Below are 25977 nucleotides of genomic sequence, written 5' to 3' on the forward strand. Positions count from 1 at the left end.
CTCCCGGAACTCCCCGCAACCCGGCGGCCCTCGGCACAAAACCCCGGGCCCGTCCGCCCGGCCGTCCGGCAGACTCGGGCCCATGGACATCGCGATCCGGCCGGCGGAACCCGGTGAGTTCGACGCGCTCGGCGAGATCACCGCCCGGGCCTATCTCCACGACGGGCTCCTCGACTTCGGCGAGAGTGACGCGTACCTCGGCGAACTCAGGGACGTGGCCAAGCGCGCGACCGCCGCCGAGGTACTCGTGGCCGTCGCGGACGGCCGGCTGCTGGGCGGGGTGACCTTCGTGCCGAGCGGCGGCCCCATGGCCGACATCGCGCTCCCCGGCGAGGCCGAGATCCGGATGCTCGCCGTCGACCGCGCGGGCCGTGGACGCGGCGCCGGCGAGGCCCTCGTCCGCGCCTGCGTCGACCGCGCCCGGGCCACGGAGGGCTGCGTACGGATCGTCCTGTCGACCCAGCGCACCATGCACGGCGCCCATCGCATCTACGAACGGCTGGGTTTTGTTCGCACACCCGAGCGGGACTGGAATCCGCTCCCGCAGCTCGACGACATCACTCTTCTCACCTATGAGTTGACGCTCTGAAACCAGCGCGACACAACATCTGGGGGTGGCGTGGCGGGCGAGCACAAGATGTATGCTCATGCTCGCTGTCGCCGCAGGGGAATCCGGTGCGAATCCGGAACTGTCCCGCAACGGTGTACTTGTGCACGTCTGTTCCCTCAGTCGTGCACAGGAGTCAGTCCGAGGACCTGCCGACAGCGCGCCCGGCCGACCGGCCGGTGCGCCCTGACGTCCGGGCCTCGTGGAATGGGCCGGTGGACGCGACGCCGTGTGCGCTCGTGTGCTGCCCCCTGCCCTCCGCAAGGCCCCCGTGCCGAGCGAGGGAGAGCCCCCACGTGACCATCGCGCCAGCAGACCCGGCCTCAGTCGTCCCATCGGTCCCGACCGACGCGGACGCCCCCGGAACCGCCCTGCCGTCTCCCGCCGCCGCCCTCGACGGAGACCCTGCGGGCCGGCCCTCCGATCTGCTGCGGCTCCTGACCGAGCTGACCGCCGACCTCCCCGACGCCGACCCCGGCCGGGTCGCCGCCGCCGCGCTGCGCGGCCGGTCCGCCCGGGCCGACGAGGCGGAGCTGCGCGAGCTGGCCACCGAGGCGGCGGCCGGGCTCATCTCCGAGGACCCCGCCTACAGCAGGCTCGCCGCCCGGCTGCTGACCATCTCCATCGCCGCCGAGGCCGCCTCGCAGGGTGTGACGTCCTTCACCGAGTCGGTCGCGGTCGGCCACCGCGAGGGCCTCATCGCCGACCGCACCGCCGAGTTCGCGCGCCTGCACGCGGCCCGCCTGGACGCTCTGGTGGACACGGCCGCCGACGACCGCTTCGGCTACTTCGGCCTGCGCACCCTGCACAGCAGGTACCTCCTGCGGCACCCCATCACCCGCAAGGTGATCGAGACGCCCCAGCACTTCATGCTGCGCGTCGCCGCCGGTCTCGCCGAGGACGACACCCCCCGCTCCGTCGACGAAGTCGCCGCGCTCTACGGCCTGATGAGCAGGCTCGACTATCTGCCGTCCTCCCCCACGCTCTTCAACTCCGGCACCCGCCACCCCCAGATGTCGTCCTGCTACCTCCTGGACTCCCCCAACGACGAGCTCGACTCCATCTACGACCGCTACCACCAGGTCGCCCGCCTCTCGAAGCACGCCGGCGGCATCGGCCTGTCGTACTCCCGCATCCGCTCCCGGGGTTCGCTGATCCGCGGCACCAACGGGCACTCCAACGGCATCGTCCCGTTCCTGAAGACGCTGGACGCCTCGGTCGCCGCCGTGAACCAGGGCGGCCGGCGCAAGGGCGCGGCCGCGGTCTACCTGGAGACCTGGCACTCCGACATCGAGGAGTTCCTGGAGCTGCGGGACAACACCGGTGAGGACGCCCGCCGTACGCACAACCTGAACCTCGCGCACTGGATCCCGGACGAGTTCATGCGCCGGGTCAACGCCGACGGCCAGTGGTCCCTGTTCTCCCCCGCCGACGTGCCCGAGCTCGTCGACCTGTGGGGCGAGGAGTTCGACGCGGCCTACCGCAAGGCCGAGGAGCAAGGGCTCGCGCGCAGGACCATCCCGGCCCGCGACCTTTACGGCCGCATGATGCGCACCCTCGCGCAGACCGGCAACGGCTGGATGACCTTCAAGGACGCCGCCAACCGCACCGCCAACCAGACCGCCCTGCCGGGCCATGTCGTGCACTCCTCCAACCTCTGCACGGAGATCCTGGAGGTCACCGACGACGGCGAGACGGCGGTCTGCAACCTGGGGTCGGTCAACCTCGGCGCCTTCGTGAGCGGCGGGGAGATCGACTGGGAGCGCCTGGACGAGACGGTCCGCACCGCCGTCACCTTCCTCGACCGCGTCGTCGACATCAACTTCTACCCGACCGAGCAGGCGGGGCGCTCGAACGCCAAGTGGCGGCCGGTGGGCCTGGGCGCGATGGGCCTCCAGGACGTCTTCTTCAAGCTGCGGCTGCCGTTCGACTCGGCCGAGGCGAGACAGCTCTCCACGCGCATCGCCGAGCGGATCATGCTCGCCGCGTACGAGGCGTCCGCCGACCTCGCCGAGCGCAGCGGCCCGCTGCCGGCCTGGGAGAAGACCCGTACCGCCCGGGGCGTGCTGCACCCCGACCACTACGGCGTCGAGCTCACCTGGCCGGAGCGCTGGGCGGCGCTGCGCGAGCGGATCACCACGACGGGCCTGCGCAACAGCCTGCTGCTCGCCATCGCGCCGACCGCCACCATCGCCTCCATCGCCGGTGTCTACGAGTGCATCGAGCCCCAGGTGTCCAACCTGTTCAAGCGCGAGACGCTCTCCGGTGAGTTCCTCCAGGTCAACTCCTACCTGGTCGACGAGCTGAAGGCGCTGGGTGTCTGGGACGCCCGCACCCGCGAGGCGCTGCGCGAGGCCAACGGCTCGGTGCAGGACTTCGCCTGGATCCCGGCGGACGTACGGGCGCTGTACCGCACGGCGTGGGAGATCCCGCAGCGCGGCCTGATCGACATGGCGGCGGCCCGCACCCCGTTCCTCGACCAGTCGCAGTCCCTGAACCTGTTCCTGGAGACGCCGACCATCGGCAAGCTCTCCTCGATGTACGCGTACGCCTGGAAGTCGGGCCTGAAGACGACGTACTACCTGCGCTCGCGCCCGGCGACCCGCATCGCCCGCGCCGCCCAGGGCCAGGCCGCCCAGTCCGAGAAGACCGTCCCCGTCCAGCAGGTCGCCGAGCCCGACGCCGTCGCCTGCTCCCTTGAGAACCCCGAGTCCTGCGAGGCCTGCCAGTAATGAGTACCCGTAACACCCATCTCCTCGACCCGGGCTTCGAACTGACCCTGCGTCCCATGCGCTACCCGGACTTCTACGAGCGCTACCGGGACGCCATCAAGAACACCTGGACCGTGGAGGAGGTCGACCTCCACTCGGACGTCGCCGACCTCGCCAAGCTGACGCCCGCCGAGCAGCACCTCATCGGCCGGCTGGTCGCCTTCTTCGCGACCGGCGACTCGATCGTGGCGAACAACCTGGTGCTGACGCTGTACAAGCACATCAACTCCCCGGAGGCGCGCCTGTACCTGTCGCGCCAGCTGTTCGAGGAGGCCGTGCACGTCCAGTTCTATCTGACGCTGCTCGACACCTATCTGCCCGACCCGCAGGACAGGGCGGCGGCCTTCGACGCCGTCGAGAACATCCCCTCGATCCGCGAGAAGGCCGGGTTCTGCTTCAAGTGGATCAACGAGGTCGAGAAGCTGGACCGCCTGGAGACCAAGGCCGACCGGCGCCGCTTCCTGCTGAACCTGATCTGCTTCGCCGCGTGCATCGAGGGCCTGTTCTTCTACGGCGCCTTCGCGTACGTCTACTGGTTCCGCAGCCGGGGTCTGCTGCACGGTCTGGCCACCGGCACCAACTGGGTGTTCCGTGACGAGACCATGCACATGTCCTTCGCGTTCGACGTGGTCGACACCGTCCGCAAGGAGGAGCCGGAGCTCTTCGACGACGAGCTCCAGCAGCAGGTCACCGACATGCTGAGGGAGGCCGTCGAGGCCGAGCTGCAGTTCGCGCGCGACCTGTGCGGTGACGGCCTCCCGGGCATGAACACCGACTCGATGCGGCAGTACCTGGAGTGTGTCGCCGATCAGCGTCTGACGCGGCTCGGCTTCGCTCCGGTGTACGGCTCCGAGAACCCCTTCTCCTTCATGGAGCTGCAGGGTGTTCAGGAGCTCACCAACTTCTTCGAGCGGCGTCCGTCGGCGTACCAGGTCGCGGTGGAGGGCACCGTCGACCTGGACGAGGACTTCTGAGCCTCGGCCCTGTCGCGCTCCTGGGCCTCCCTGATCTGACGGTCGATGCGCCGGTCGCGCGCCGCGCCGATCAGTGACGGGAGGGCCAGGAGGACGAACATCCCGAGGACGACGACCAGGGCGAGCAGTGTCTGTGCCTGTTCCGTATTCATGACACCACTGTCGTGCCGGACACTCCTTACGAACAGTGGCAGGACTGCCTCACACCATCGATTTACTGCCACCGGCGAGGCACAATGGCAGCATGCTGAAGAACGTCGCCGCCGTCCTCCTCGACGGTGTTCACCCCTTTGAACTGGGCGTCGTCTGCGAGGTGTTCGGCATCGACCGCAGCGACGAAGGGCTGCCCACGTACGACTTCGCCGTCGTCTCGGCGGAGGGGCCGACGCTGGGCACCCATGTCGGCGGACTCACCGTCTGCACGCCGTACGGTCTGGAGCGGCTGGAGGAGGCCGACCTGATCGCGCTGCCGGCCGGCCGCGACTACGTCGTGCGCGACTATCCGCCCGAGCTGCTGGACTGCCTGGTCAGGGCGGTCGAGCGGGGTGCGCGGGTGCTCAGCGTGTGCTCCGGCGTCTTCGTGCTGGGCGCGGCCGGGCTGCTCGACGGGCGGCGGTGCAGTGCGCACTGGAAGCACGCCCGGGAGCTGTCCCGACAGCACCCGGGGGCGATCGTCGAGCCCGATGTGCTGTACGTCGACGAGGGGCCGGTGGTCACCAGCGCCGGCACCGCCGCCGGCATCGACGCCTGTCTGCACATCGTGCGCCAGGAGCAGGGGCCGGAGGTCGCCAACAAGATCGCCCGGCGCATGGTGGTGCCGCCGCACCGGGACGGCGGGCAGGCCCAGTACATCGAGCGCCCGCTGCCGCGCTCCCAGTGCGACACGGTCGGCGAGGTGCTGACCTGGATGGAGCGCCACCTCGACGAGGACGTCACGGTCGAGCAGCTCGCCGAACGCGCGCTCATGTCCCCGCGCACCTTCGCCCGCCGCTTCCAGCAGGAGACGGGGACGACTCCCTACCGCTGGATCCTGCGCCAACGCGTGCTGCTGGCACAGGAGTTGCTGGAGGCGACGGACGAGACGGTGGACGCGATCGCGGGCCGGACGGGCTTCGGCACCGCGGCCGCGCTGCGCCATCAGTTCGTCACGGCGCTGGGGACGACACCCCAGGCGTACCGGCGGACGTTCCGGGGGCCGAGCGCCGCGTAGGCCGCAGCAGCAGGGTGTGCGGGTGCAGGGTGATCCCCACCCGGGTCGCGTCGTCGGATCCGGGTGCCTGCTCGAAGCGGTACTCGGTCGCCAGGGCCGACGTGATCAGCGTCAGCATCGCCATGGAGAAGTGATCGCTCGGGCACTTGCGGTTGCCGACGCCGAACGGACTCATGGCGTATTTCGGCACCTCCTTGGCGCGTTCCGGAAGCCAGCGGTCGGGGTCGAAGTCGAGGTGGCGCGCGTACGACTCCGGGTCGCGCTGGACGGCGTAGGGGCTGTAGACGATGTCGGCTCCGGCCGGAATGCGATAGCCACCGAGTGACGTATCGGTCACCGCCCGTCGCGTGAGAATCCAGATCGCCGGGCGCAAACGCATCGCCTCCACCACGACATTGTTGGTGTGCCGCAGGCTGCGGACGTCCTCGAATGCCACGGGCCGCCCGCCGGTGACGGATTCGACCTCCGCGCGCACCTTGTCGGCGTGTTCCGGATGTTCCGCGAGCACCTGGAGCAGCCACAAGATCGTGGAGGCCACGGTTTCGGCGCCCGCGGTGAATATCGCGACGACCTGATCGTGGATCTCCTGCTCCCCGATGGGGTCGCCATTCTCGTCCTGCGCCTCCAGCAATGCCGTCAGCAAATCGTCCGGCTTTTGACCGGATGCCCGGCGTTCGGCGACGACCTCGTCGACCAGGAGATGGAAATCGGCCAGGGCGCGGTTGAATGTGCGGTTGGCTGGGAGAGGCAGCCTGTAAAGCGGCCCGAGCGGGATCACCATCCGTTGGTACATACCGCGGAAGAGGGAGTCGAGGGCGGCGCACAGCCGGTCCGCCCGCTCGTCCATGTACGCGCCGCGCAGCAGACACCGGGCGACGATCCGCACAGCGATCCGGAACGACTCGGCGGTGCAGTCGATGGTCTCGCCGGACTGCCAGCGCCCGGTCAGCGCGTGCGCCTCCTCGGCCATGATCGGCCCGTACCCGGGGATCGCGTCGAGCCGGAACGCGGGCTGGATGGTGCGCCGCTGACGCCGGTGCCGTGGCCCGTTGGCGGTGGCCACGCCCTCCTTGCCGAGCAGGCTCTCCAGGGACTCCCACAGCGGCCCGGCTATCTCGAAGTCGGTGCTCAGCGCCAGCGCGCCGGTGAGTTCCGGCGTGGTGACGGCGTACACCGTCTTCGGTCCGAGCTTGATCCGCACGACGTCGCCGTGCTCGCGCAGCGTCGTCATGAAGGCCAGCGGGTCGCGCACCATCCGCCAGCCGTGACCGAGAAGCGGAACTCCCCCGCCCGCGAGGGGCGGTTCACGCAGTTCCGAAGCCGCACGGGGCTGGGCCTCGGGACGTACTGACTCGACGGTCATTTCTCACCTGCCGCTTCGTTGTTGACGTACGGGGGCGTGGACCGGTCGTCCCAGCTGTCGACCCGGTAACGGCCGGACTCGTGGTGGAACCAGTAGACGGAACTGAACCAGTTGCGCATATTGCCGACGCAGGCGCGCACGGCGGCGGCGAGTTGTGTTCCCCACAAGGTGCCGTCGGCGAGCAGGTCCGCGAATTGCAGGGCCTCTCTCTCGGCCACCAGGAAATCGGAGACGCAGTCCTCGACCCGTCGCCTGACTTCCGTCAGCGTTTCTTCGAGTGTCAGCCCCTTGTGGGTGATGAGACTGATTCCGAGATTGTGCACCTCGTCGCCCGCTATTTCCTTCGGGAATGAACACAGATCGTTGTACCAGGCGGCGAATTCCTGACTCAGCAGGGCCGCCCGTCGAAATGCGGGATGCTGTCGCACGGAGTCCGGCAGTTCCATTCCTGCGCTCGGCTCCAGCAGATCGGTCCAGATCGCGTGGGCGAATGTGAGACGGCGCAGTTCGAGGTATTCCTCGACGGTGGGTATCTTCCCTTCGATGCGGTTGTGGAATTCCTGGTCGTACGCCTCGATCACGGCGTGGAAGTGCTGGGCGAACCGGATGTTCCAGGTGTCGGGCAGGAACGTGTACAGCCGCGTCACACTGTCCGCGAACCCCGCGACCAGCGGGTCCGCGTGGTGCAGATGGCCCTCCGGGGAGTCGAGCGCCACGTGCAGGAGGTCCCTGAGCCGCCGCCAGGCGGCGGGGCGCTGGTGGACGATGTCGCGGTCGTGCCGGTCGTCCCAGACGAAGAACCACGCGCTGTAGTCCGCAATCGCCTGGAGCACCTCGTCGGGGGCGCCAATGTAGTACCCCGCCATCAGGTCCGTGTAGCAAAGGCCGTCGGCATATTCTTCGACCTTGTCGGCCGGCATCAGACGTTTTTCCAGCAGCCAGGCGCGGGTCTTCTCCTGGAGCTGGGGCCAATACGGATGCAGTTGCCTGGGAAAGGCCGCTTCGATCATCGGGAGAGAGAGCGACGGTGGAACCGGGACCGCCGTCGGTGTCGCTGTGGTGCTGTCCGAGAAAGCATGCACGAACAAACTCCTCTCAGCCGCCAGTTGTGCAGTCGTGCACGCCCCTCCCGTTGTGCCGGGCGTGCGCCGTCGCGTATCCCCGCACTTCCATTCAGCACCATAACTGACCGTTTTGGGAACGCATTTGCTTCTTTCACTACCCCCTGGTGCCGAGATTCTCCCTCTTTGTGACTGGATCTGGATCACTACTTGCGTGTATGGGTTCGAACATGCGACGGACATGCGAACGGCGCCTGGTCAGGAGGGGGAACCTGACCAGGCGCCGTGCGTAAGTGACTTGTGGGGCCGAAGGGCCGTCTCAGTCGTTGGCGACCACGGGGTAGCGGGGCTCGTTCTCGGCCATCTGCCGCAACGCGTCCTTGCGCTCGCGCTTGGAGAGCCGGTCGATGTAGAGATAGCCGTACAGATGGTCCGTCTCGTGCTGCAAACACCGAGCGAAGTAGCCCGTGCCGCGCACCTTGATCGGGCTGCCCTTCTCGTCCTGCCCGGTCAGCTCGGCGTAGTCGGGCCGGGCGAGCGGCGCGTACGCGGTCGGCACGGACAGGCAGCCCTCGTTGCTGTCGTCCAGCCGGCGCCGGTCCGCGGGCAGCTCGACGAGCTTCGGGTTGCACACCACGCCGACGTGCCGCTTGCCCTCGTCGTCCATGCAGTCGTAGACGAAGACCTTCAGGTCGACGCCGATCTGGTTGGCGGCCAGGCCCACGCCTTCGGCGGTGCGCTGCGAGGTGAACATGTCCGCCACCAGCTGGTCCAGCTCGGCGCCGAACTCGGTGACGTCCTTGCACTCCTTGTGCAGAACCGGGTTTCCCACCACGGTGATCGGCCGCGAGGTGCCGCGCTCACGCCAGGCGTTCTCGCGCTCCTCCGTGTCCTCGGTGTCGACGACGAACCCCTCGTCGTCCACGGGGAGCACGCCCGCGTGCTGCTGCTCGGTGTCCTGCTGGGCCATGACCGACGTATGCCTTCCTCAGAAAAACAGGGGGTGTGGTGCGAATACAGGGTACGGGGGACGCGCCCCGGCAGGGGCGCGGGGAACTGCGCGACCAGCCCCGGACAGCCCGCGGCCTGCGGGCGGCCTCGCCCCGACGGCGACTAGCAGACTTCTTCCAGGTCCCGCCAATCCCTGGAATCCGGGCTGTCGGCAACCCACCCGTCCAGCAACCCCCGAACCAGCGCGGCCGGCGCGGCCACCCCGCACTCCCGCTCCGGCACCCACAGCTGCCCGTCGGTCCGGTGCCCCAGCGGCCCGGGATGCCCCGGCTCGCTGTGGTCGTGCGGATCCAGATGCTCCCCGTCGCCCTCGTCCGACGGCATGCGCGACTCGGAGCACATCCGGCACAGCAGCCGCACGGACGACGACCAGTCCTCCGCCGCGAACCCGGCGTCCGCGGCGAGCTGCTCCAGCGCGTCCCGGTCGGCCTCGGTGGCGGCCTCCAGCAGGACCACCCAGGTGGGCACGGGTGACGGCGCCCACAGCTCGATCTCGTCGAAGACCGGGAAGGCGTGCCCGGACGCCGTGGTCCGCTCGCCGTGCGGCACCCCGTCGTGCAGCACGACCTCGCCCCAGCGCCGCCCGGAGGACGGCAGCGGAATCGACAGCACCTCGATCCGGGCGGGGTCGAGGCGCCGCCCCCACACGACCTCGGCCTCCCCCTCCGGGGACAGCCGTACGGCCGCGCTGCCGAGGTCCATGCCGACCGGCTCACCGGACTCGGTCGCCCCACCGGGCACCCGCAGCCCGTACGCCTGCCAGGCACGCCGGGCCAGCGGCCAGTCCTGGAGCGCGGTGGCCGCGATGCCGACGTTCCACCAGTCGGGCGCCCCGGTCTCCCGCTCCAGCAGCGCCACGGCACGCAGTCCGGCCGCCCGGGCCTGTTCCCAGTCGTGCCGGAACTTGTGCAGCAGCGCGAGGTTGAACCAGGACTCCGAAAGCCAGGGCTCCAGATCGGCGGCACGTGTGAGCAGCGCGCCCGCGTCCTCGTACCGGCCGTCGCCGATGAGCGTGAACGCCCGGTCGGTGGCCTGCCGCCAGGAGGCGGAGGGCCGGTGCCGTCCCTTGCCGAAGATCCTCACGATTCCCGCCTGCCAGTTCCGTGGAGTGGGCTGGCTAGTGCTCGCCCCCGGACACACTCTCATTCGCATCCAACCACGTACGGCTGGAAGGGCGCTCATTACCCATGGGTTACCCAGCGCCAGGCCCTGTCAGACAGTCTCTGGACAGGACCGCCGCCAGGGAACCCACCACCTCCGGCGAGTAGTCCCCGGCGCTGCCCAGCCGCAGCTCCTCCAGGGCCTTCAGCGGCCCGTCGGGCCCGGCGTCCCGCGACTTCTCCTCATAGGCGTTGACCGCCCGCACGATCCGTGCGGCGACCGGCTGCTCCTGACCGGGGTCGGCGAGCCGCTCCACGACCGTCGCGACCTGCGGACTCACCCCGGTCTGCCGTACGACCGCCCCGCCGAGCAGGGCGATCCTGCGCTGCTCCTCGACGGGCAGTACGGCGGTGGCGCCGGCCGGCACCGGGTCGACCAGGCTGAGCTGCCCGATGTCGTGCATCAGGGCCGCGTACTCCAGCACGGTGAGCTCGGCCTCCGACAGGCCCAGTTCCCGCCCGACCTTCCGGCTGAGCGCGGCCACCCGCCGGGCGTGTCCCGCCGGGGTGTATCCGGCGATCTCGGTGGCCCGGGCGAGGGAGGCGATGGTCTGCCGGTAGGTGGCCCGCACGTCGGCGTACCGGCGGACGGACATCTGGGTGAGCAGCAGGGGCAGCGAGAAGACGGGCAGCGCCCACAGCCCGACCACGGCGACCGCCGGCGCCATCACCGCGCCCGTCGCGCAGACGGCCGACCCGACCCCGAGGGTCGTCCGCAGCTCGTCCCTCAGCAGCGGCCCGAACGGCCACCGGGTGCGCGCGTGCGCCAGCGCGGCCGCGAGCACGGCGTCGCACAGAGTGGTGAGGGTGAGGATGGCGAGCAGGAGCAGCGCGTAGGAGGTGCCCCAGTCGTGGAACGTGCCCTGGTTGAAAAGGGGTTGGAAGCAGGCGGCGGCGAATCCGACGGTGAGCATGCGCCGGGCGAGGTGGTCGAGCACGGGACGGCCGCGCGCGATGTGCGGGACGCTGCCGAGCAGCGAGGCGGCCAGGACGACACCGACGACCTGGGCGACCCCGTGCTGGGTGGGCTCGCCGCCGCTCTCCCCCAGCAGGGCGTACGACAGCGCGGCGGCGGCGCCGAGGGGCGCGGCCTCCCTGCCTTCGGCGCCGGTCCAGCGGGTGAGCTCACCGAGAGTGACGAGAGCCCCGAAGGCGAGGGCGGTCCCGCGGTCGACGAGGCCGCTTGCGAGCATGCCGAGCAGACAGCCCGTGGCGAGGAGAGCGGCGCCGGTGTGGACGGCGGTGAGCAGGGCCGGCGGCCGCGGGCCGCTCATCGGGGCGCTCCGGGCGCGCCCGCGTTCTGCGGGCGCGGCGCGGGCACGGCGGTCTCGTCGGCGGTCACGGCGGGGTGCCAGCCGTGCTGGTCGACTGCGCGGACGAGGGCGCCGACCATCCGGGGGTCGAACTGGGAGCCCGCGCACTTCTCCAGCTCGCGCAGGGCGACGGGTACCGGCCGGGCGCGTGAGTAGGACCGGGTCGACGTCATCGCGTCGAAGGCGTCCGCGACCGCCACCACCCGCGCCGACTCCGGGATCTGACTCCCGCTCAGCCCGTAGGGGTACCCGGTGCCGTCCAGCCGTTCGTGGTGATGCAGCACGGCGGCCCGTGCCTCGCCGAGGAAGGAGATCCCGCGGACCATCTCGTGTCCGTACTCGGGGTGCAGCTCGATGATCCGCCGCTCCTCGGGCGTCAGCGGCCCGTTCTTGCGGAGCAGCCGGGTGGGCACGCCCAGCTTGCCGACGTCGTGCAGGATCCCGGCGAAGCGGAGCACCTCCACGCGCTCGTCGGCGAGGCCCAGCTCACGGGCGATCATCATGGTGGCCCGGCCGACCCGCTCGCTGTGGCCCCGGGTGTAGCCGTCCTTGATGTCGACGGCCTGGACGAGTGCCCTGATGGTGGCCTGGTGGGCCGCGTGTTCGCGGTGGTACTGGGCGAACGCCCACCACGACACGCACATCGGCAGCAGCACGAGCAGCGCGGACAGGGGGCCGTAGGGACTGCGCCACAGCACGGCCATCATCAGCCCGGCGAGACCGTGCACGGCGATCGGCGCGAGGGATCTGAGGAACAGCTCGCGCCAGGTCCGGCGCAGCGGCCGGCGCTCGGCGAGCGCGAGGATCCCGCCGTCCAGCGCGGTCAGCACCACGCAGAACGCCAGGACCGCTGCTCCGGCGTCCACAAGCGCATGCGGGAAGTCGGCCGCTTCCACGGCGTCCTGCTCGCCCAGCAGCCGGTACACCCACGCCGCCGACCACACCGCGAGCGCCGACTGGGACGCACGCCACACCCGCCGCAGCGGCTGCGGCCGGCCGCCGGCCGGGGCGATCAGCGCGCCCGGCACCGCGACCAGCGCGGCGGCGGACGGTGCCAGCAGGAAGACGCCGGAGAGGAGCACCGGGTAGAACGAGCCGGACAGCCGCTCGCCCCCGGCGTAGAGCGCGGCCAGCAGGGCCACGGCCCACCAGGGGGTGTGCGTCGACGACAGCCCGTGCATGCAGCACAGGGCGCCGAGAGCGACAGTGCCGATGAAGACACGGGCCCGTAAGGGTGTCGACTCCATACGCCCCTCCCCCGGCCGCGCGCCTCAGGCAGGGAGCCTAAGGCGGCGAGGGGGAGGTTCGCGGTCTTACGACCGGGGGATTAGCACGTTCGAGTGACGGGCCCGCGTTCAGGATTCCTGTGGCGCTGCCGTGACGTCGTGCTCGGGCACGGCCTGTCCGGAACGGATCAGGTCGAGCCGCCCGAGGACCTTGGCGCGCAGGTCGGTGGGCACGTCGTCATGTCCGCAGCACCGCTTGACCAGCTTCTTCACGGCCTCTTCGAGCCCGTACTTCTCCAGGCACGGCGAGCACTCCTGGAAGTGCTGCTTGAACTTGTCGCGGTCGACGTCCGGCATCTCGCTGTCGAGGAACTCGTAGAGATGATCGAGTACCTCAGAGCAGTCCGTCTCGTGCGGCTCTCCGCAGCTCATGAGCCCGAGCCTTTCGCTTCGTTCGACTCTCCGGCGCCGGCCGGGACCAGCCCGCGCTCGCGGGCGTAGTCCTCGAGCATGCCGCGCAGTTGACGGCGGCCCCGGTGCAGCCGGGACATCACCGTACCGATGGGTGTCCCCATGATGTCCGCGATCTCCTTGTACGCAAAGCCCTCGACGTCGGCCAGATACACGGCGATACGGAATTCCTCGGGGATGGCCTGAAGTGCTTCCTTCACGTCCGAGTCCGGCAGATGGTCGAGCGCCTGCGACTCCGCGGAGCGAAGGCCCGTCGACATGTGCGACTCGGCACGCGCGAGCTGCCAGTCCTCGATCTCCTCGGCCGCGGAGCGCTGGGGTTCGCGCTGCTTCTTGCGGTACGAGTTGATGAAGGTGTTGGTGAGGATCCGGTACAGCCACGCCTTGAGGTTGGTGCCCTCACGGAACTGGTGGAAGGACGCGTACGCCTTGGCGTACGTCTCCTGCACCAGGTCCTCCGCGTCGGCCGGGTTGCGCGTCATGCGCAGCGCCGCCGAATACATCTGGTCGAGGAATTCGAGCGCGTCCCGCTCGAAGCGCGCGCTGCGCTCGGCGGTCGACTCCGCGGGCGTGTCCACGCCCGTGCCCAGGCCCTCGGGCTGCTCCGCCTGGCCGTTGTCGGTCCCTGCGTCGGTACCGGGAACCGGACCCACCTCCTCAAGATTGCGGGCAGGGCCGAGACCGGTCCCACCTGAATCGGAGGATAGACGACCTGCCGTACCCGCCGCCCCTCGAATAGGAGCGGTCTTGGCCGCGTGCAGCACCGTCCAGTCCAGGTCGGCGCGGCTGCTGCGGCTCTGGCAACGGGTCGAACCCATGCGGCGGACTTCCTCTCCTACGACGTCGGCGCTGGTGCGTCAGCACCCGTGTCCGCCACAACCAAGGCGGGGCCCGCAACATTCCCGAAGCTTTACCCCAGTGACCCCGCCCACTTCAGAGCCGCGTCCGTGACGATCGCCACGGCCTCGTCCTGGCCGAGGGGCGCCCGCTTGGCCACGGCGAACCCGTGATCGCCGTACGGCACCTCGACCAGCTCGTAGTCACCGGCGGGGAATTCCGCGGGGGTGCCGAAGGGGTCGTTGCCGCCCTGGACGACGAGGGTGGGTACCCCCGCGCCGAGCAGTTCCTCGGCGCGGGACTTCTCGGGCTTGCCGGGCGGGTGCAGGGGGAAGCTGAGGGCGAGCACGGCGTGCGCCCCGAGTTCGACGGCCGTACGGCAGGCGACGCGGGCGCCCGCGCTGCGACCGCCGGAGATCACGGGCAGCCCCGGTGCGGCGAGCGCGGGCCACACGCCCCGCCAGCCGACGTCCAGCGTCTTCGGCGCGGGCGCCACCTTCTTGCCGGCCACCCGCCAGGGCTGCTCGACGAGGGCGACGGTCACACCGTGGGCGGGCAGGACCCCGGCGAGCGCCACGAGGTCGCGCGCCCCGATGCCGCCGCCGGCGCCATGACTGGCGGCCAGCACCAGCCGTGCCTTCTTCGCTCGGTGCCAGGTGATGCGGGCGTCCCCCGCATCCGTACCGATGATCTCGGTCGTCACATCAGACTCGGTCGTCACGTCAGAAAAGCGTGCCCTCTTCGGGCCCGTCCAGCTCCTTCAGCAGCTCCGGGCCGTTGTTGCGGACGTTGCTGACCAGCGTGGAGACGGGGTAGGCGCGCATCAGTCCGACGGGGGGCGGGGCGAGCAGCGTGCGCAGCTCCTCGGGGTCCTTGCGGGTGGGGTCAAGCCAGGCGTCCCACCGGTCCGGCGTCAGCATCAGCGGCATACGGGGATGGATCTCGGCGAGCGTGTGCGGGCCCTCCTCGGGCGCGACGGCCAGCGGGGTCGTCTCGGCCTCCGTGGTGATGACCGAGCAGGTGACCCACCAGGCCTGCGGGTGCTCGTCGGGCAGTGTGGAGTCCCGCCAGAACTCGTACAGCCCGGCCATCGCGAACACCGAGCCGTCGGCGGGCAGCACGAAGTACGGCTGCTTGCGGGGCCTTTTCCGCTTCCCCTCGACCTCCAGGTCCCGCTCCTGCTTGCCGGTGACCCACTCGTAGTAGCCGTCGGCGGGGACGACGCAGCGCCGGGAGGTGAACGCGCGCCGGTAGGACGGCTTCTCGTGCACCGTCTCCGCGCGTGCGTTGATCATCTTGAAGGCGCTCTCGGGGGTCTTGGACCAGCTGGGCACCAGTCCCCACTTCAGCTTGCGCAGCTGCCGGACCGGCCGCGGGTCGTCCGCGTCCTTCAGGGGACGGTCGAGGACGACGTGGACCTCCTTGGTCGGAGCCACGTTGTAGTCCGCGTCGAGGGTCTCCTCGGGCTCCCACTTCTCGATCCCGAAGATTCCCGCGAGATCCTCGGGCCCACGACTGGCCGCATACCGTCCGCACATCTGCAATCACCCCTCCGAGCTGACGTCCAAGAGTGGCAGACCCCTCCCGCACGGGCCACGGCGCTCCGCGTCGATCAGCCCTTCCGGCCTTCCGCTGTGAGGTGCGTGGCGAAGAAGGCGTCGATGCGCCGCCAGGCGTCGGCGGCGGACTCCGGGTGCGGCCCGATTCCGGCGACCCGCATCAGCGGACGCAGGGCACGCGGTCCGACCTCGGAGTCGTTGAGGAAGGAGTGCCCGGCCTCCGGGTACTCCTCGACGTCGTGGACGATGCCGAGCCGGTCGAGCGCCGCCTCCAGTCCTCGGGCCACCCCGAGAAGCGTACGGTCGCGGGCTCCGTAGCTCGCGACCACGGGGCACGCGCCGTCGAGCGCCGCGTCGAGATCCTTCGGCGGACGGCCGTAGTTGACGGAGGCGGCGTCGAACTGGCCGTCGCTCAGGGCGAGGAGGGCGAAGGAGCCGCCCATGCAGAAGCCGATGATGCCGATCCGCCCGGTGCAGTCGGGGTCCTGGGCGAGGCGGGTGCGGGCCGCGTCGATGTCACGGAAGGCACGGCCGTGTCCGGACAGGGCGGCCCGGAAGGTCGGCACCAGGCAGCGCACGGCCCCTCCGTCGGTGAACAGGTCCGGCATCAGGGCGAGGTACCCGGCGCTCGCCAGCCGCTCCGCCTGACGGTGCATCACATCATTGACGCCGAGCGCCTCGTGGACCACGACGACGCCGGGCCAGGGGCCCGTCCCGGCGGGCCGGGTGAGATGGCCGGTGAGCCGGCGGGAGCCGCCGCGGGCGGCGTCGAGCCCGGTGAGGTCGACGGTGGTGGTCGTGACGGGCATGCGGTCCTCCGGAGGAGGGGCGAGGGCGGGACGGCCGGGGTGCAGCCTACGGCGCGATGAAGGGCCGGACGTTCCTGCGGAAGTCCTTGGGCCGCACTTCGTTGTAGTACTTGTCCTCGTCCTCGCCCTGTGAGGTGAGCATGTACACCGGGCACGCATCGGACCTGGCCTCCCCCGTGTGCCTGTACAGCTCCTCGCCGGTGCGCGCCTCGACGACCCTGAGGCGGTACGAGGTGTTGTACGTGCGCACCTTGAACGGCTTGCCGTCGTCGCCCTCCATGTCGCACACCTTGCCGGTCGCGGTCACCTTGGTGCGCTCGACGCAGACGACCAGCTCGGCCCCGGCCGGCTTGTCCGAGTAGCCGAGGAACCAGCCCTTGGGGTAGTCGCCGGCGGACGGCTCGGACTGCGACCAGTCGTCACCGGACCTGTTCATGAGCATCGCCGGGTGCACGGTCTTCTTCTCGCGGTCGTAGGCGGGCAGCCCCGAGAAGCCGAGCCCCTCCGTGCACACCCGCTCCAGGTCCGCGGCGAACGCCGGTACGTCCGGGCCGTCCGCCGCCGGGCCCGTCGGCGCCGATCCGCCGGTATCCCCTCCGGTACCGGCGATGAGCGACGAGCACCCGCACAGCGCCACGACCAGAAGCCCGGCGGTGATCCATCTGACGCCACGCGGCGTTGACGACATGTCGGCATCCCCCGATCGAAGAAGGAACAGCAGGCAGGGCATGTCCCCCGTGTCATGCCCTGTCCCCCGTGCCCTGCTGGAGGAAAGCGTGCCGCCCGCCGGCCACCGCGGACATCGGGGAAGAGCCCCCATGTAGTTGTGCGGCCGCTGTGACTTGTGGGTACTACGCTGTACGGGCTCGAAGGAGTATTCGACGGGGGCCGGCGGGGACATCCCGAAAAGGGCGCAGGGGGCCTGAGTGTCGTCGTTGTCGTCACCGGCACTGGTCGGCAGAGAACCGGAGCGGCACCTTCTGACCGCGGCGGTCGCATCGGCGGGCGAGGGGCGGGGCTCCTCGGTGTTCGTGCTGGGCGAGCCGGGCATCGGCAAGTCACGTCTCGTCGAGGACACCGCGGCCGCCGCCGTACGCTCCGGATTCCGGGTGCTGCGCGGGCGGGCCGCGTCCGCCGGGCGCGCGGTGCCGCTGCGTCCGCTGGCGGAGGCCGTGTTCTGCGCACTGCGCGGCGAAGGGGCACCTGCGGACGGGGACCTGGGCCCCTACGAACCGCTGCTGTCACGGCTGTGCGGGCTGGCGCCGCAGGACGGCGCGCCGCTGGTGGGCTACGCCGAGGCGGTACTGCGGCTCCTGGGAGCCCTCGGGCGCTCCGGCGGCTGTGTCCTGGTGCTGGAGGACCTGCACGACGCGGACGCCGACACGCTCACCATCGTCGACTACCTCACGGACAACCTGCCCGGCCGGCGGGCCGTCCTGCTGGCCACCCTGCGCGGTGGGCCCGGTCCCGCCCTCGACCTCGCCGAGGCCGCCGCGTCCCGCCGTACGGCCCGCACCCTGCGCCTCGCCGGCCTCGGCCCCGCGCACACCGCGGAACTGGCGGCGCGCTGTCTGGGTCACGACGACGCGGGCAAGGTGCCGGCAGCCGTACTGGACCGGCTGCACGCCGTCTCCGAAGGCGTCCCCTTCGTCGTGGAGGAGCTGCTGACCGCCATGGTCGACAGCGGCAGCCTCGTCCGGGGGCGGGGCGAGGGCTGGACGGTGACCGGTTCGCTGGACGCCGGTGTGCCCGCGACGGTCGCCGCCGCCGTTCTCCAGCGCGTGGACCACCTGGAGCCGCCGGGCGTCGCGCTTCTGGAAGCGGCGGCCGTGCTCGGCAGGCGCTTCCCCGTGGACATCGCCGCCCGCGTCGCCGGGATCGACCGGACGACGGCGCTCCGCCAGCTGCGGCACGCGGCACACGCCCATCTGGTCACCGACGGCAGCGCCGCGGAGGAACCCGGCTGGCACTCCTTCCGGCACGCCCTGACCGCCGACGCCATCACCCACCGGCTGCTGCCGGCGGAGCGCGCGGCGCTCTGCCTCGCCGCCGCCGACGCGATCGAGTCCGCCGACGCGAGGGGGCTTCGGGGCGCCGGACGTACTATCCTGCGGGCCGGGGAGCCCGACGGCCTGATCGGCGGTGGCCCGGGCGACGACCTGTACCGCCTGGCCGCGGAGCTGTGCGTCGCCGGCGGGCAGCCGGCGCGGGCGGCCGTACTGCTCACCCGAAGCGGCCGCCAGGCGGCCCTGCGGGGCGCTCTGCTGACCGCGGTGGAACTCCTCGACCGGGGCCTGGAGCTCACCGCCGACGCGCCGGACGCCCCGCCCGAGGCCGTGGCCGGACTGCTGGAGGAGCTGCTGGGGACGCTGGTCCTCACGGGCGACGTCCGGCGCGTCCCAGAACTGGGCGAGCGGCTGGACCGTGTGCTGACCGGGTGGGGCGCGCCGCCCGCCCGCCGCGCCGCGGGTTTCCTGATCCGGGCCAGGGCCGCGGCCACCGCGCAGCAGTGGGAGGAGGGCCTGACCTCCGTGAAGCGGGCACGGGAGCTGCTCGGAGCCGAGCCGGACGCGGCGTCCCGCGCCGCTCTGGACTCGGTCGCCGCGCACCTGGTGCTCAACTCGCAGCGCCCGGACCGGCTGGAGAGCGCCAGGGAGCTGGCCGAAGGAGCCGTGGCGACCGCCGGGACGGTCGGACTGCCGGAGGTGAGCTGCAAGGCGCTGAACATGCTGGGGTACTGTCTGCGCCCCCTGGACCTGGCCGAGACGGAGAAGGTGTTCGAACGCCTGGTGGCCACGGCCGACGCTCATGCGCTGCCCGTCTGGCGGATCCGCGGCCTGCTGGAACTCGGCGTACTGGACCGGATCCGGATCACCGGGACCGATCGGCTGCTGGCCGCGCGGAGGGCGGCCGAGGAGACCGGTGCCGTGCTCATGACGGCCTGGGCCGACATGCATCTGGCGCAGGCCCATGTGCTGCGCGACGAGCAGGACCAGGCCCTGGCGGCCGCCCGGCGGCTGCGGACGACGGCCCACAGGCTGCGGCTGGGCGAGGTGCAGCTGATCGGCGTCGCAGTGGACGCCATCATCGCCGCCTCCCGCGGTGAGCGGGAGAGACTCCAGGCCGCGCTGCACGCCATGGAGAGCGCCCTGGCCGGACGGAGCGCCGGAGCGCTCTGGGGCTATGCGGACACCTCCGTGTGGGGCTGGGCGCAGGGCATCTGCTCCCTGCTGCGGGAGGAACCCGACCGTGCGCTGACCGAGTTCACCGAGGCGGACCGGGCCATGCACGCGCTGCCCAGTACCCGCGGGGTCACCGGTTTCCTGGGCCCGTACCTGCTCCTGCGCACCGTGCGGGGCGCGGCCGGCTGGGCGGAGCTGGACGGGGCCGTCGCGGACCGGCTCAGCCAGGTCCACTGGGACCGGCCCTTCGCGGGGTGGTCCCGGGCCGTGCTGCTGGGCCGCGAAGGGCGCGCCCAAGAGGCCGCCAAGGCGGCCGGGGAAGCGCTGGCCGGCACCGACGCCATCCCCCTGGCCCGTCACCTGTGTCTGCGCCTGGGCGCCTCCGCCGCGCTCGCCGACGGCTGGGGCAGCCCTGTGGAGTGGCTGTGCGCCGCCGAGCGGTTCTTCCACGACCGGGGCACGACACGGGTGGCGGCCGCCTGCCGCGCCCTGCTGCGGGAAGCCGGCTCTCCCGTTCCCCGCCGCCGCCGGGGCCACGACACGATTCCGCAGGAACTGCGGCGGGCGGGGGTGACCGCGCGGGAGTACGAGGTGCTGCGCCTGCTCGGCCGGGGACTCGGCAACCAGGAGATCGCCGAGCACCTCTTCCTCTCGCCACGGACCGTCGAGAAACACCTCGCGAGCCTGAGGAACCGCACGGAGCAAAGCGGCCGGGCCGCTCTGATCGCCCTGGCACGCCGGTACGCCGACGGGCAGTGACCCGGCGCTCCTCGGACCATTCCCGACTCCGACGCCGTGACCTGCGCGTTTGGCGCCGGGAACGATCGCTGCCGGGCCGGCGTCTCAGCTGACGCCCACACACGCGTGCCACACTGCCAGATTCCGTCCGACCCCAAGGGAGCCAAAGCCTTACATGGACAGCACCGCATCCGCCTCGCTCGCCTCCCTCTGGGACGAGGTCTCCGGTACCCAGCCCGACCCGGATCTGTGGGTGGTGATCGCCACACTGGTCGCCGCGCTCGTCGTGGTCGTCCCGCACGGCCTGTGGCGCCTCTCGCGCAACGCCATCACCATCGCCCACGAGGGCGGCCACGGCCTGGTCGCGCTGCTGACCGGCCGGACGCTGACCGGCATACGCCTGCACTCCGACACCAGCGGCCTCACGGTCAGCCGCGGCAAGCCGCACGGCATCGGCATGATTCTCACCGCGGCGGCGGGCTACACGGCTCCCCCGCTGCTGGGCCTGGGCGGCGCCGCGCTGCTGGCCGCCGGCCGGATCACCCTGCTGCTGTGGCTGGCGACGGCCCTGCTGGTGGCGATGCTGGTGATGATCCGCAACGCGTACGGCGCCCTGACGGTGTTCCTCACGGGCGGCACGTTCGTGGTGGTCTCGTGGCTCGCGGGACCCCAGGTCCAGGCGGCGTTCGCGTACACCGTGGTCTGGTTCCTCCTCGTGGGCGGAGTGAGGCCCGCCTTCGAACTGCAGGCGAAGAGGTCGCGGGGCGGCGCGGGCGACTCGGACGCGGACCAGCTGTCCCGGCTGACGCATGTGCCGGCGGGGTTGTGGCTGTTCCTGTTCCACGCGGTGTCGCTGTGCTCGCTGATAGGAGGGGGAAGGTGGTTGCTGGAGCTGTGACCCGCTGCGCAGGAGCACCGCCCGCACGGGCGCGGGAAGGGGCCGGGGAACTGCACGACCAGCCCCGACGGTGCCGCACCCGAACCACACGCTCCTTATAAAGTGAACCCATGGCCCAAAACCCCGCCGCACACACCGCCCTCTGGCCCGCCCCCCACGCGAGCGGACCCGTCGACGCGACGGTCCACGTGCCGGGGTCCAAGTCGGTCACCAACCGCGCCCTCGTCCTCGCCGCCCTGGCGAGCGAGCCCGGCTGGCTGCGCCGCCCCCTCCGCTCCCGCGACACCCTGCTGATGGCCGGCGCCCTGCGCACCATGGGCGTGGGCATCGAGGAGGGCGTCGGCCCCGAGGGCACCGGCGAGGCCTGGCGGGTGCTCCCCGCGGGCCTGCGCGGCCCGGCCACGGTCGACGTCGGCAACGCCGGCACGGTCATGCGCTTCCTGCCGCCGGTCGCCGCGCTGGCCGACGGCCCCGTCCGCTTCGACGGCGACCCCAGGTCGTACGAGCGTCCCCTGCACGGGGTGATCGACGCCCTGCGCGCCCTCGGCGCCCGGATCGACGACGACGGCCGGGGCGCGCTGCCGCTCACCGTCCACGGCGGGGGTGCGCTGGAGGGCGGCACGGTGGAGATCGACGCCTCGTCCTCGTCCCAGTTCGTGTCGGCCCTGCTGCTGTCGGGCCCGCGTTTCAACCAGGGCGTCGAGGTCCGGCACATCGGCTCCTCGCTGCCCTCCATGCCGCACATCCGTATGACCGTCGACATGCTGCGGGCCGTCGGCGCCCAGGTCGACACCCCGGAGTCGGGCGGCGAGCCGAACGTCTGGCGGGTCACGCCGGGCGCCCTGCTCGGCCGCGACCTGACCATCGAGCCGGACCTGTCCAACGCCCAGCCGTTCCTGGCCGCGGCGCTGGTGACCGGCGGCAAGGTCCTGGTCCCGGACTGGCCCGCCCGCACCACGCAGCCCGGTGACCGGCTGCGCGAGATCTTCACCGAGATGGGCGGTTCCTGCGAACTCACCGAGTACGGGCTCGTGTTCACCGGTTCGGGTGCGATTCACGGCATCGACGTGGACCTGAGCGAGGTCGGCGAACTCACGCCGGGCATCGCGGCCGTGGCGGCCCTCGCGGACTCCCCCTCCACCCTGCGCGGTGTCGCGCACCTGCGGCTGCACGAGACGGACCGCCTGGCCGCGCTCACCAAGGAGATCAACGAACTCGGCGGTGACGTGACCGAGACCGCAGACGGCCTGCACATCAGTCCGCGCCGGCTGCACGGCGGCGTCTTCCACACCTACGAGGACCACCGCATGGCGACCGCCGGCGCGATCATCGGCCTCGCGGTCGAGGGTGTACGGATCGAGAACGTGGCGACGACGGCGAAGACCCTGCCGGACTTCCCCGAGCTGTGGACCGGGATGCTCGGGGCGTAGGGACACCGCCATGCGCCGCTACGGCAAGCACACCGACGAGGACGACATCCGCACCCGCCCCGGCCGCCGGAACACCCGGCCCCGGACGAACATCCGCCCCAAGCACGAGGACGCCGCCGAGGGCATGGTCCTCACCGTCGACCGGGGCCGGCTCACCTGCCTCGTCGACGACCGGGTCGTCATGGCGATGAAGGCCCGCGAACTCGGCCGCAAGGCCGCGGTCGTCGGGGACCGGGTGGCCCTCGTCGGCGATCTGTCCGGCAAGAAGGACACCCTCGCGCGCATCGTGCGGATCGAGGAGCGCGAGTCGGTGCTGCGCCGCACCGCCGACGACGACGATCCGTTCGAGCGGGTGGTGGTCGCCAACGCCGACCAACTCGCCATCGTCACCGCCCTCGCCGACCCCGAGCCGCGGCCCCGGCTGATCGACCGCTGTCTGGTCGCGGCGTTCGACGGAGGGCTCGAACCGCTGCTGGTGCTGACCAAGTCGGACCTGGCGCCGCCGGACGAAATCCTGGAGCTGTACGGGGCGTTGGACATCCCCTACGTCGTCACCAGCCGCGCGGAACTGGAGACCGGGGACGCCGCGGACCGGGTGCGCGAGCAACTGGACGGCCGTGTCACGGCGTTCGTCGGGCACTCGGGCGTGGGCAAGACGACCCTGGTGAACGCGCTGGTGCCACAGGACCGCCGGCGCTCCACGGGGCATGTGAACGCGGTGACGGGACGCGGCCGGCACACGACGACGTCGGCGCTGGCACTTCCGTTGCCGAAGATGGAGGGCTGGGTGATCGACACCCCCGGGGTGCGGTCGTTCGGCCTGGCGCACATCGATCCCTCGCGCGTGATCCACGCGTTCCCCGACCTGGAATCGGGAACCGAGGGCTGTCCGCGTGCGTGCAGTCATGACGAGCCGGACTGCGCGCTGGACGACTGGGTCGCACAGGGTCACGCCGATCCTGCGCGGCTCTACTCGCTGCGACGGTTGCTGGCCACGCGCGAACGCAAGGAAGGCGACTGAGGAAGGCGGTTGACCTTCGCGTTGTTTGTCTTGCTGTGAGTCCGGTAAGGGCATAATCGCACCGAGCCGGATCCAAGCCTGACGAAGCGGTCACAGTACGTGGGGATACGGGAGGACAGCACATGGCGTGGCTGCTGGTCATCGTGGCGGGGCTGCTCGAAACCGGCTTCGCCGTCTGTCTGAAACTGTCGCACGGGTTCACGCGGCTCTGGCCGACCGTCGCCTTCTGCATCTTCGCCCTCGGCAGCTTCGGGTTGCTGACGATCTCGCTGCGGAAGCTGGACGTGGGGCCGGCGTACGCGGTGTGGACGGGGATCGGCGCGGCGGGCACGGCGATCTACGGGATGATCTTCCTCGGCGACCTGGTGTCGACGTTGAAGATCCTGTCGATCACGCTGGTGATCGTGGGCGTCATCGGCCTCCAGCTGTCCGGATCGGCGCACTGAGACCCGTACGTCCCGCCGGGACGCACTGAGACCCGTACGTCCCGCCGGGTCAGCCCGGCAACTGCCGGTGCAGCGCGCTGCGTACGAGGTCGGCGACGCCTCCTTCGCCGGGCGGGGCGGCGACGCAGGACAGCGCCAGCCGCACGACGAGTTCGCAGGAGCGGGCGAGTTCGGCGGTGTCGGGCTTGGCCGTGCCGGGCCCGGCCAGGACGACCACGGCACGGTCGCGCACGATGGCCACGAAGTCACCGGGTGACGGCAGGGGGCCGTCGGCGCGGCGCTGTGCCGGGACCGCCGAGGAGGACGGGACGGCGGACAGGGTCGGTGAGGGCAGGCGTTCGTTCCAGCAGCCGGTGAGCATGGCCCGTACCAGGGCGTTGTCGCGGGCGAGGCCGGCGGTCCACTCCGCGGCGGCGGTGAGGCGGTCGCGGGCGTCGCTGGGGGTGGCGAGGGCGCGGTCGACGCCGGCGAGGTAGCCGTCGGCCTCCCTGCGCACGAGGGCACGCGCGAGCCCTTCCTTGCTGCCGAACTCGTTGTACAGCGTCTGCCGGGACACTCCGGCCGCCCCGGCGACGTCCACCATCCGCACGGCGGACCACGGCCGGCGCGCCAGCGCCGTGTAAGCGGCGTCCAGCAGGGATTCCCGCGCTGCAGGCATCATCGCCTCCCGGAGACGAGCGGCTCTGCGCCCAGATTTGACGCGTGCAGGGTCACTGTCAAGGGTTCGCGAAGGCGTGCGGGGGCGCCATGCGGCCGGGGCGCGCGGGCGTTCGAGGCCCGGGCGGGCGCTCCGCGGGCGGTCGCGGGCCGCGGGCGGTCGCGGGCCGCGGGCAGTCGCGGGCGCTCCGCGGGCCGCAGGCGGTCGCGGGCCGCGGGCAGTCGCGGGCGCTCCGCGGGCCGCGGGCGGTCGCGGGCCGCGCACCGCGCACCGCGCACCGCGCACCGCGCACCGCGCACCGATCGTATGCACGTCGGCACCCCGCCAACCGTGGGCAACCCGCCCATGGGTCCCTTGCCTAGTAGCCCCAGCCCGACCACGGCAGATAGCGTTCGTCCCATGCCGGACTACCTCGACGATCTCCGCCTCGCCCACGTCCTCGCGGACGCCGCCGACGCCACCACCATGGACCGATTCAAGGCCCTCGACCTCAAGGTCGAGACAAAGCCGGACATGACGCCCGTGAGCGAGGCGGACAAGGGCGCCGAGGAGCTGATCCGGGGCCAGCTGCAGCGGGCCCGCCCGAGAGACGCGATCCTCGGCGAGGAGTACGGCGTCGAGGGCACCGGGCCCCGCCGCTGGGTCATCGATCCGATCGACGGCACCAAGAACTACGTACGCGGCGTCCCCGTCTGGGCCACCCTCATCTCACTCATGGAGGCCGTCGAGGGCGGGTTCCAGCCGGTCGTCGGCCTGGTGTCGGCTCCCGCGCTCGGCCGGCGCTGGTGGGCCGCCAAGGGCCACGGCGCCTTCGCCGGCCGCAGCCTGTCGTCGGCGTCCCGGCTGCGGGTCTCCCAGGTCTCCAGGCTGGCGGACGCCTCGTTCGCGTACTCCTCGCTCGGCGGCTGGGAGGAGCGGGGCAGGCTGAACGGTTTCCTCGATCTCACGCGCGAGGTGTGGCGCACGCGCGCGTACGGCGACTTCTGGCCGTACATGATGGTCGCCGAGGGTTCGGTGGACATCTGCGCCGAGCCCGAGCTGTCCCTGTGGGACATGGCCGCCAACGCGATCATCGTGACGGAGGCGGGCGGCTCCTTCACGGGCCTCGACGGCCGCCCCGGCCCGCACAGCGGCAACGCGGCCGCCTCGAACGGCCTGCTGCACGACGAACTCCTGGGGTACCTCAACGAGCGCTACTGACAGCGCTTGAGGCTTGACCTGCACATTCCCTC

The 25977-nt window shown here is 71.4% G+C and carries 24 protein-coding genes and 1 riboswitch; of the genes, 10 read left to right on the forward strand and 14 right to left on the reverse strand.

The features are described 5' to 3' along the window. The first annotated feature begins 82 nt into the window (after positions 1-82). From AC3ETA_RS04815 to AC3ETA_RS04825, 3 genes are all read left to right on the forward strand, one after another. Entirely contained in the window at positions 83-589 is a 507-nt protein-coding gene (locus AC3ETA_RS04815) for a GNAT family N-acetyltransferase (protein WP_432191546.1), read from the forward strand. Between the two features lie 52 nt (positions 590-641). Then, positions 642-778, forward strand: a riboswitch (cobalamin riboswitch). Between the two features lie 125 nt (positions 779-903). Beyond that, positions 904-3339 carry a ribonucleoside-diphosphate reductase subunit alpha gene (locus AC3ETA_RS04820; protein ID WP_432191547.1) on the forward strand — a complete coding sequence of 812 codons (2436 nt, stop codon included), beginning with the start codon at positions 904-906 and terminating at the stop codon, positions 3337-3339. Further along, positions 3339-4352, forward strand: a complete 1014-nt coding sequence (locus AC3ETA_RS04825) for a ribonucleotide-diphosphate reductase subunit beta (protein WP_432191548.1) — start codon at positions 3339-3341, stop codon at positions 4350-4352. The genes AC3ETA_RS04820 and AC3ETA_RS04825 overlap by 1 nt, the downstream gene beginning before the upstream one ends. Here AC3ETA_RS04825 and AC3ETA_RS04830 read toward each other — a convergent pair. Continuing rightward, complete coding sequence (locus AC3ETA_RS04830; RefSeq protein WP_432191549.1) at positions 4265-4504, reverse strand: hypothetical protein; 240 nt, start codon at positions 4502-4504, stop codon at positions 4265-4267. The genes AC3ETA_RS04825 and AC3ETA_RS04830 overlap by 88 nt on opposite strands. Before the next feature lie 92 nt (positions 4505-4596). Here AC3ETA_RS04830 and AC3ETA_RS04835 point away from each other — a divergent pair, with 92 nt between their 5' ends. Beyond that, positions 4597-5562, forward strand: coding sequence for a helix-turn-helix domain-containing protein (locus AC3ETA_RS04835; protein ID WP_432191550.1), 966 nt, complete (start codon positions 4597-4599; stop codon positions 5560-5562). Here the strand turns inward: AC3ETA_RS04835 and AC3ETA_RS04840 are convergent. From AC3ETA_RS04840 to AC3ETA_RS04895, 12 genes are all read right to left on the reverse strand, one after another. Continuing rightward, positions 5498-6925 (reverse strand): bifunctional albaflavenone monooxygenase/terpene synthase, encoded by a 1428-nt coding sequence (locus tag AC3ETA_RS04840; protein ID WP_432191551.1) that lies wholly within the window; start codon positions 6923-6925, stop codon positions 5498-5500. The two genes, AC3ETA_RS04835 and AC3ETA_RS04840, sit on opposite strands and share 65 nt — an antisense overlap. Beyond that, positions 6922-8007, reverse strand: coding sequence for an epi-isozizaene synthase (gene cyc1 / locus AC3ETA_RS04845; RefSeq protein ID WP_432191552.1), 1086 nt, complete (start codon positions 8005-8007; stop codon positions 6922-6924). The genes AC3ETA_RS04840 and cyc1 overlap by 4 nt, the downstream gene beginning before the upstream one ends. 298 nt (positions 8008-8305) lie before the next feature. Continuing rightward, a complete protein-coding gene (def, locus tag AC3ETA_RS04850) occupies positions 8306-8956 on the reverse strand; it encodes a peptide deformylase (RefSeq protein WP_432191553.1) in 651 nt (216 codons plus the stop codon). Positions 8957-9099: 143 nt separating this feature from the next. Beyond that, positions 9100-10080: a tetratricopeptide repeat protein gene (locus AC3ETA_RS04855; protein ID WP_432191554.1), complete on the reverse strand. Its 981-nt coding sequence runs from the start codon at positions 10078-10080 to the stop codon at positions 9100-9102. Positions 10081-10189: 109 nt separating this feature from the next. Further along, on the reverse strand, positions 10190-11431 hold the full coding sequence (locus AC3ETA_RS04860; protein ID WP_432191555.1) for an HD-GYP domain-containing protein: 1242 nt from the start codon (positions 11429-11431) through the stop codon (positions 10190-10192). Beyond that, entirely contained in the window at positions 11428-12717 is a 1290-nt protein-coding gene (locus AC3ETA_RS04865) for an HD-GYP domain-containing protein (RefSeq protein ID WP_432191556.1), read from the reverse strand. Before AC3ETA_RS04865 ends, AC3ETA_RS04860 begins: the two co-directional genes overlap by 4 nt. Before the next feature lie 108 nt (positions 12718-12825). Continuing rightward, on the reverse strand, positions 12826-13128 hold the full coding sequence (gene rsrA, locus AC3ETA_RS04870; protein ID WP_030961237.1) for a mycothiol system anti-sigma-R factor: 303 nt from the start codon (positions 13126-13128) through the stop codon (positions 12826-12828). After that, positions 13125-13820: an RNA polymerase sigma factor SigR gene (gene sigR, locus AC3ETA_RS04875; protein WP_432191609.1), complete on the reverse strand. Its 696-nt coding sequence runs from the start codon at positions 13818-13820 to the stop codon at positions 13125-13127. The genes rsrA and sigR overlap by 4 nt, the downstream gene beginning before the upstream one ends. Before the next feature lie 257 nt (positions 13821-14077). Continuing rightward, a complete protein-coding gene (locus AC3ETA_RS04880; protein WP_432191610.1) occupies positions 14078-14707 on the reverse strand; it encodes an alpha/beta hydrolase family protein in 630 nt (209 codons plus the stop codon). Positions 14708-14726: 19 nt separating this feature from the next. Next, positions 14727-15542, reverse strand: a complete 816-nt coding sequence (locus tag AC3ETA_RS04885) for an SOS response-associated peptidase (protein WP_432191557.1) — start codon at positions 15540-15542, stop codon at positions 14727-14729. A gap of 74 nt (positions 15543-15616) precedes the next feature. Next, entirely contained in the window at positions 15617-16372 is a 756-nt protein-coding gene (locus tag AC3ETA_RS04890; RefSeq protein WP_432191558.1) for a dienelactone hydrolase family protein, read from the reverse strand. Between the two features lie 46 nt (positions 16373-16418). Beyond that, positions 16419-17060, reverse strand: a complete 642-nt coding sequence (locus AC3ETA_RS04895) for a hypothetical protein (protein ID WP_432191559.1) — start codon at positions 17058-17060, stop codon at positions 16419-16421. Positions 17061-17298: 238 nt separating this feature from the next. On the opposite strand from AC3ETA_RS04895, the gene AC3ETA_RS04900 reads away from it, so the two are divergent. The 5 genes from AC3ETA_RS04900 to AC3ETA_RS04920 all read left to right on the forward strand — a co-directional run bounded on the left by AC3ETA_RS04900 (position 17299) and on the right by AC3ETA_RS04920 (position 24087). Continuing rightward, a complete protein-coding gene (locus AC3ETA_RS04900; RefSeq protein ID WP_432191560.1) occupies positions 17299-20313 on the forward strand; it encodes a helix-turn-helix transcriptional regulator in 3015 nt (1004 codons plus the stop codon). Positions 20314-20467: 154 nt separating this feature from the next. Beyond that, entirely contained in the window at positions 20468-21190 is a 723-nt protein-coding gene (locus tag AC3ETA_RS04905; RefSeq protein WP_432191561.1) for a M50 family metallopeptidase, read from the forward strand. Positions 21191-21300: 110 nt separating this feature from the next. Beyond that, positions 21301-22620, forward strand: coding sequence for a 3-phosphoshikimate 1-carboxyvinyltransferase (gene aroA / locus AC3ETA_RS04910; RefSeq protein WP_107903017.1), 1320 nt, complete (start codon positions 21301-21303; stop codon positions 22618-22620). A 10-nt stretch (positions 22621-22630) separates the two neighbouring features. Next, positions 22631-23641 carry a ribosome small subunit-dependent GTPase A gene (gene rsgA, locus AC3ETA_RS04915; protein ID WP_432191562.1) on the forward strand — a complete coding sequence of 337 codons (1011 nt, stop codon included), beginning with the start codon at positions 22631-22633 and terminating at the stop codon, positions 23639-23641. 122 nt (positions 23642-23763) lie between these two features. Continuing rightward, complete coding sequence (locus AC3ETA_RS04920) at positions 23764-24087, forward strand: DMT family transporter (RefSeq protein ID WP_030949867.1); 324 nt, start codon at positions 23764-23766, stop codon at positions 24085-24087. Positions 24088-24136: 49 nt separating this feature from the next. On the opposite strand, the gene AC3ETA_RS04925 is transcribed toward AC3ETA_RS04920, so the two are convergent. Further along, the gene (locus tag AC3ETA_RS04925) at positions 24137-24748 is read right to left on the reverse strand and encodes a TetR/AcrR family transcriptional regulator (RefSeq protein WP_432191563.1); all 612 of its coding nucleotides are present in this window, start codon (positions 24746-24748) and stop codon (positions 24137-24139) included. Positions 24749-25144: 396 nt separating this feature from the next. Here AC3ETA_RS04925 and hisN point away from each other — a divergent pair, with 396 nt between their 5' ends. After that, on the forward strand, positions 25145-25945 hold the full coding sequence (gene hisN / locus AC3ETA_RS04930; protein WP_432191564.1) for a histidinol-phosphatase: 801 nt from the start codon (positions 25145-25147) through the stop codon (positions 25943-25945). Positions 25946-25977 lie beyond the last annotated feature (32 nt).

Source organism: Streptomyces sp. bgisy027, assembly GCF_057710365.1.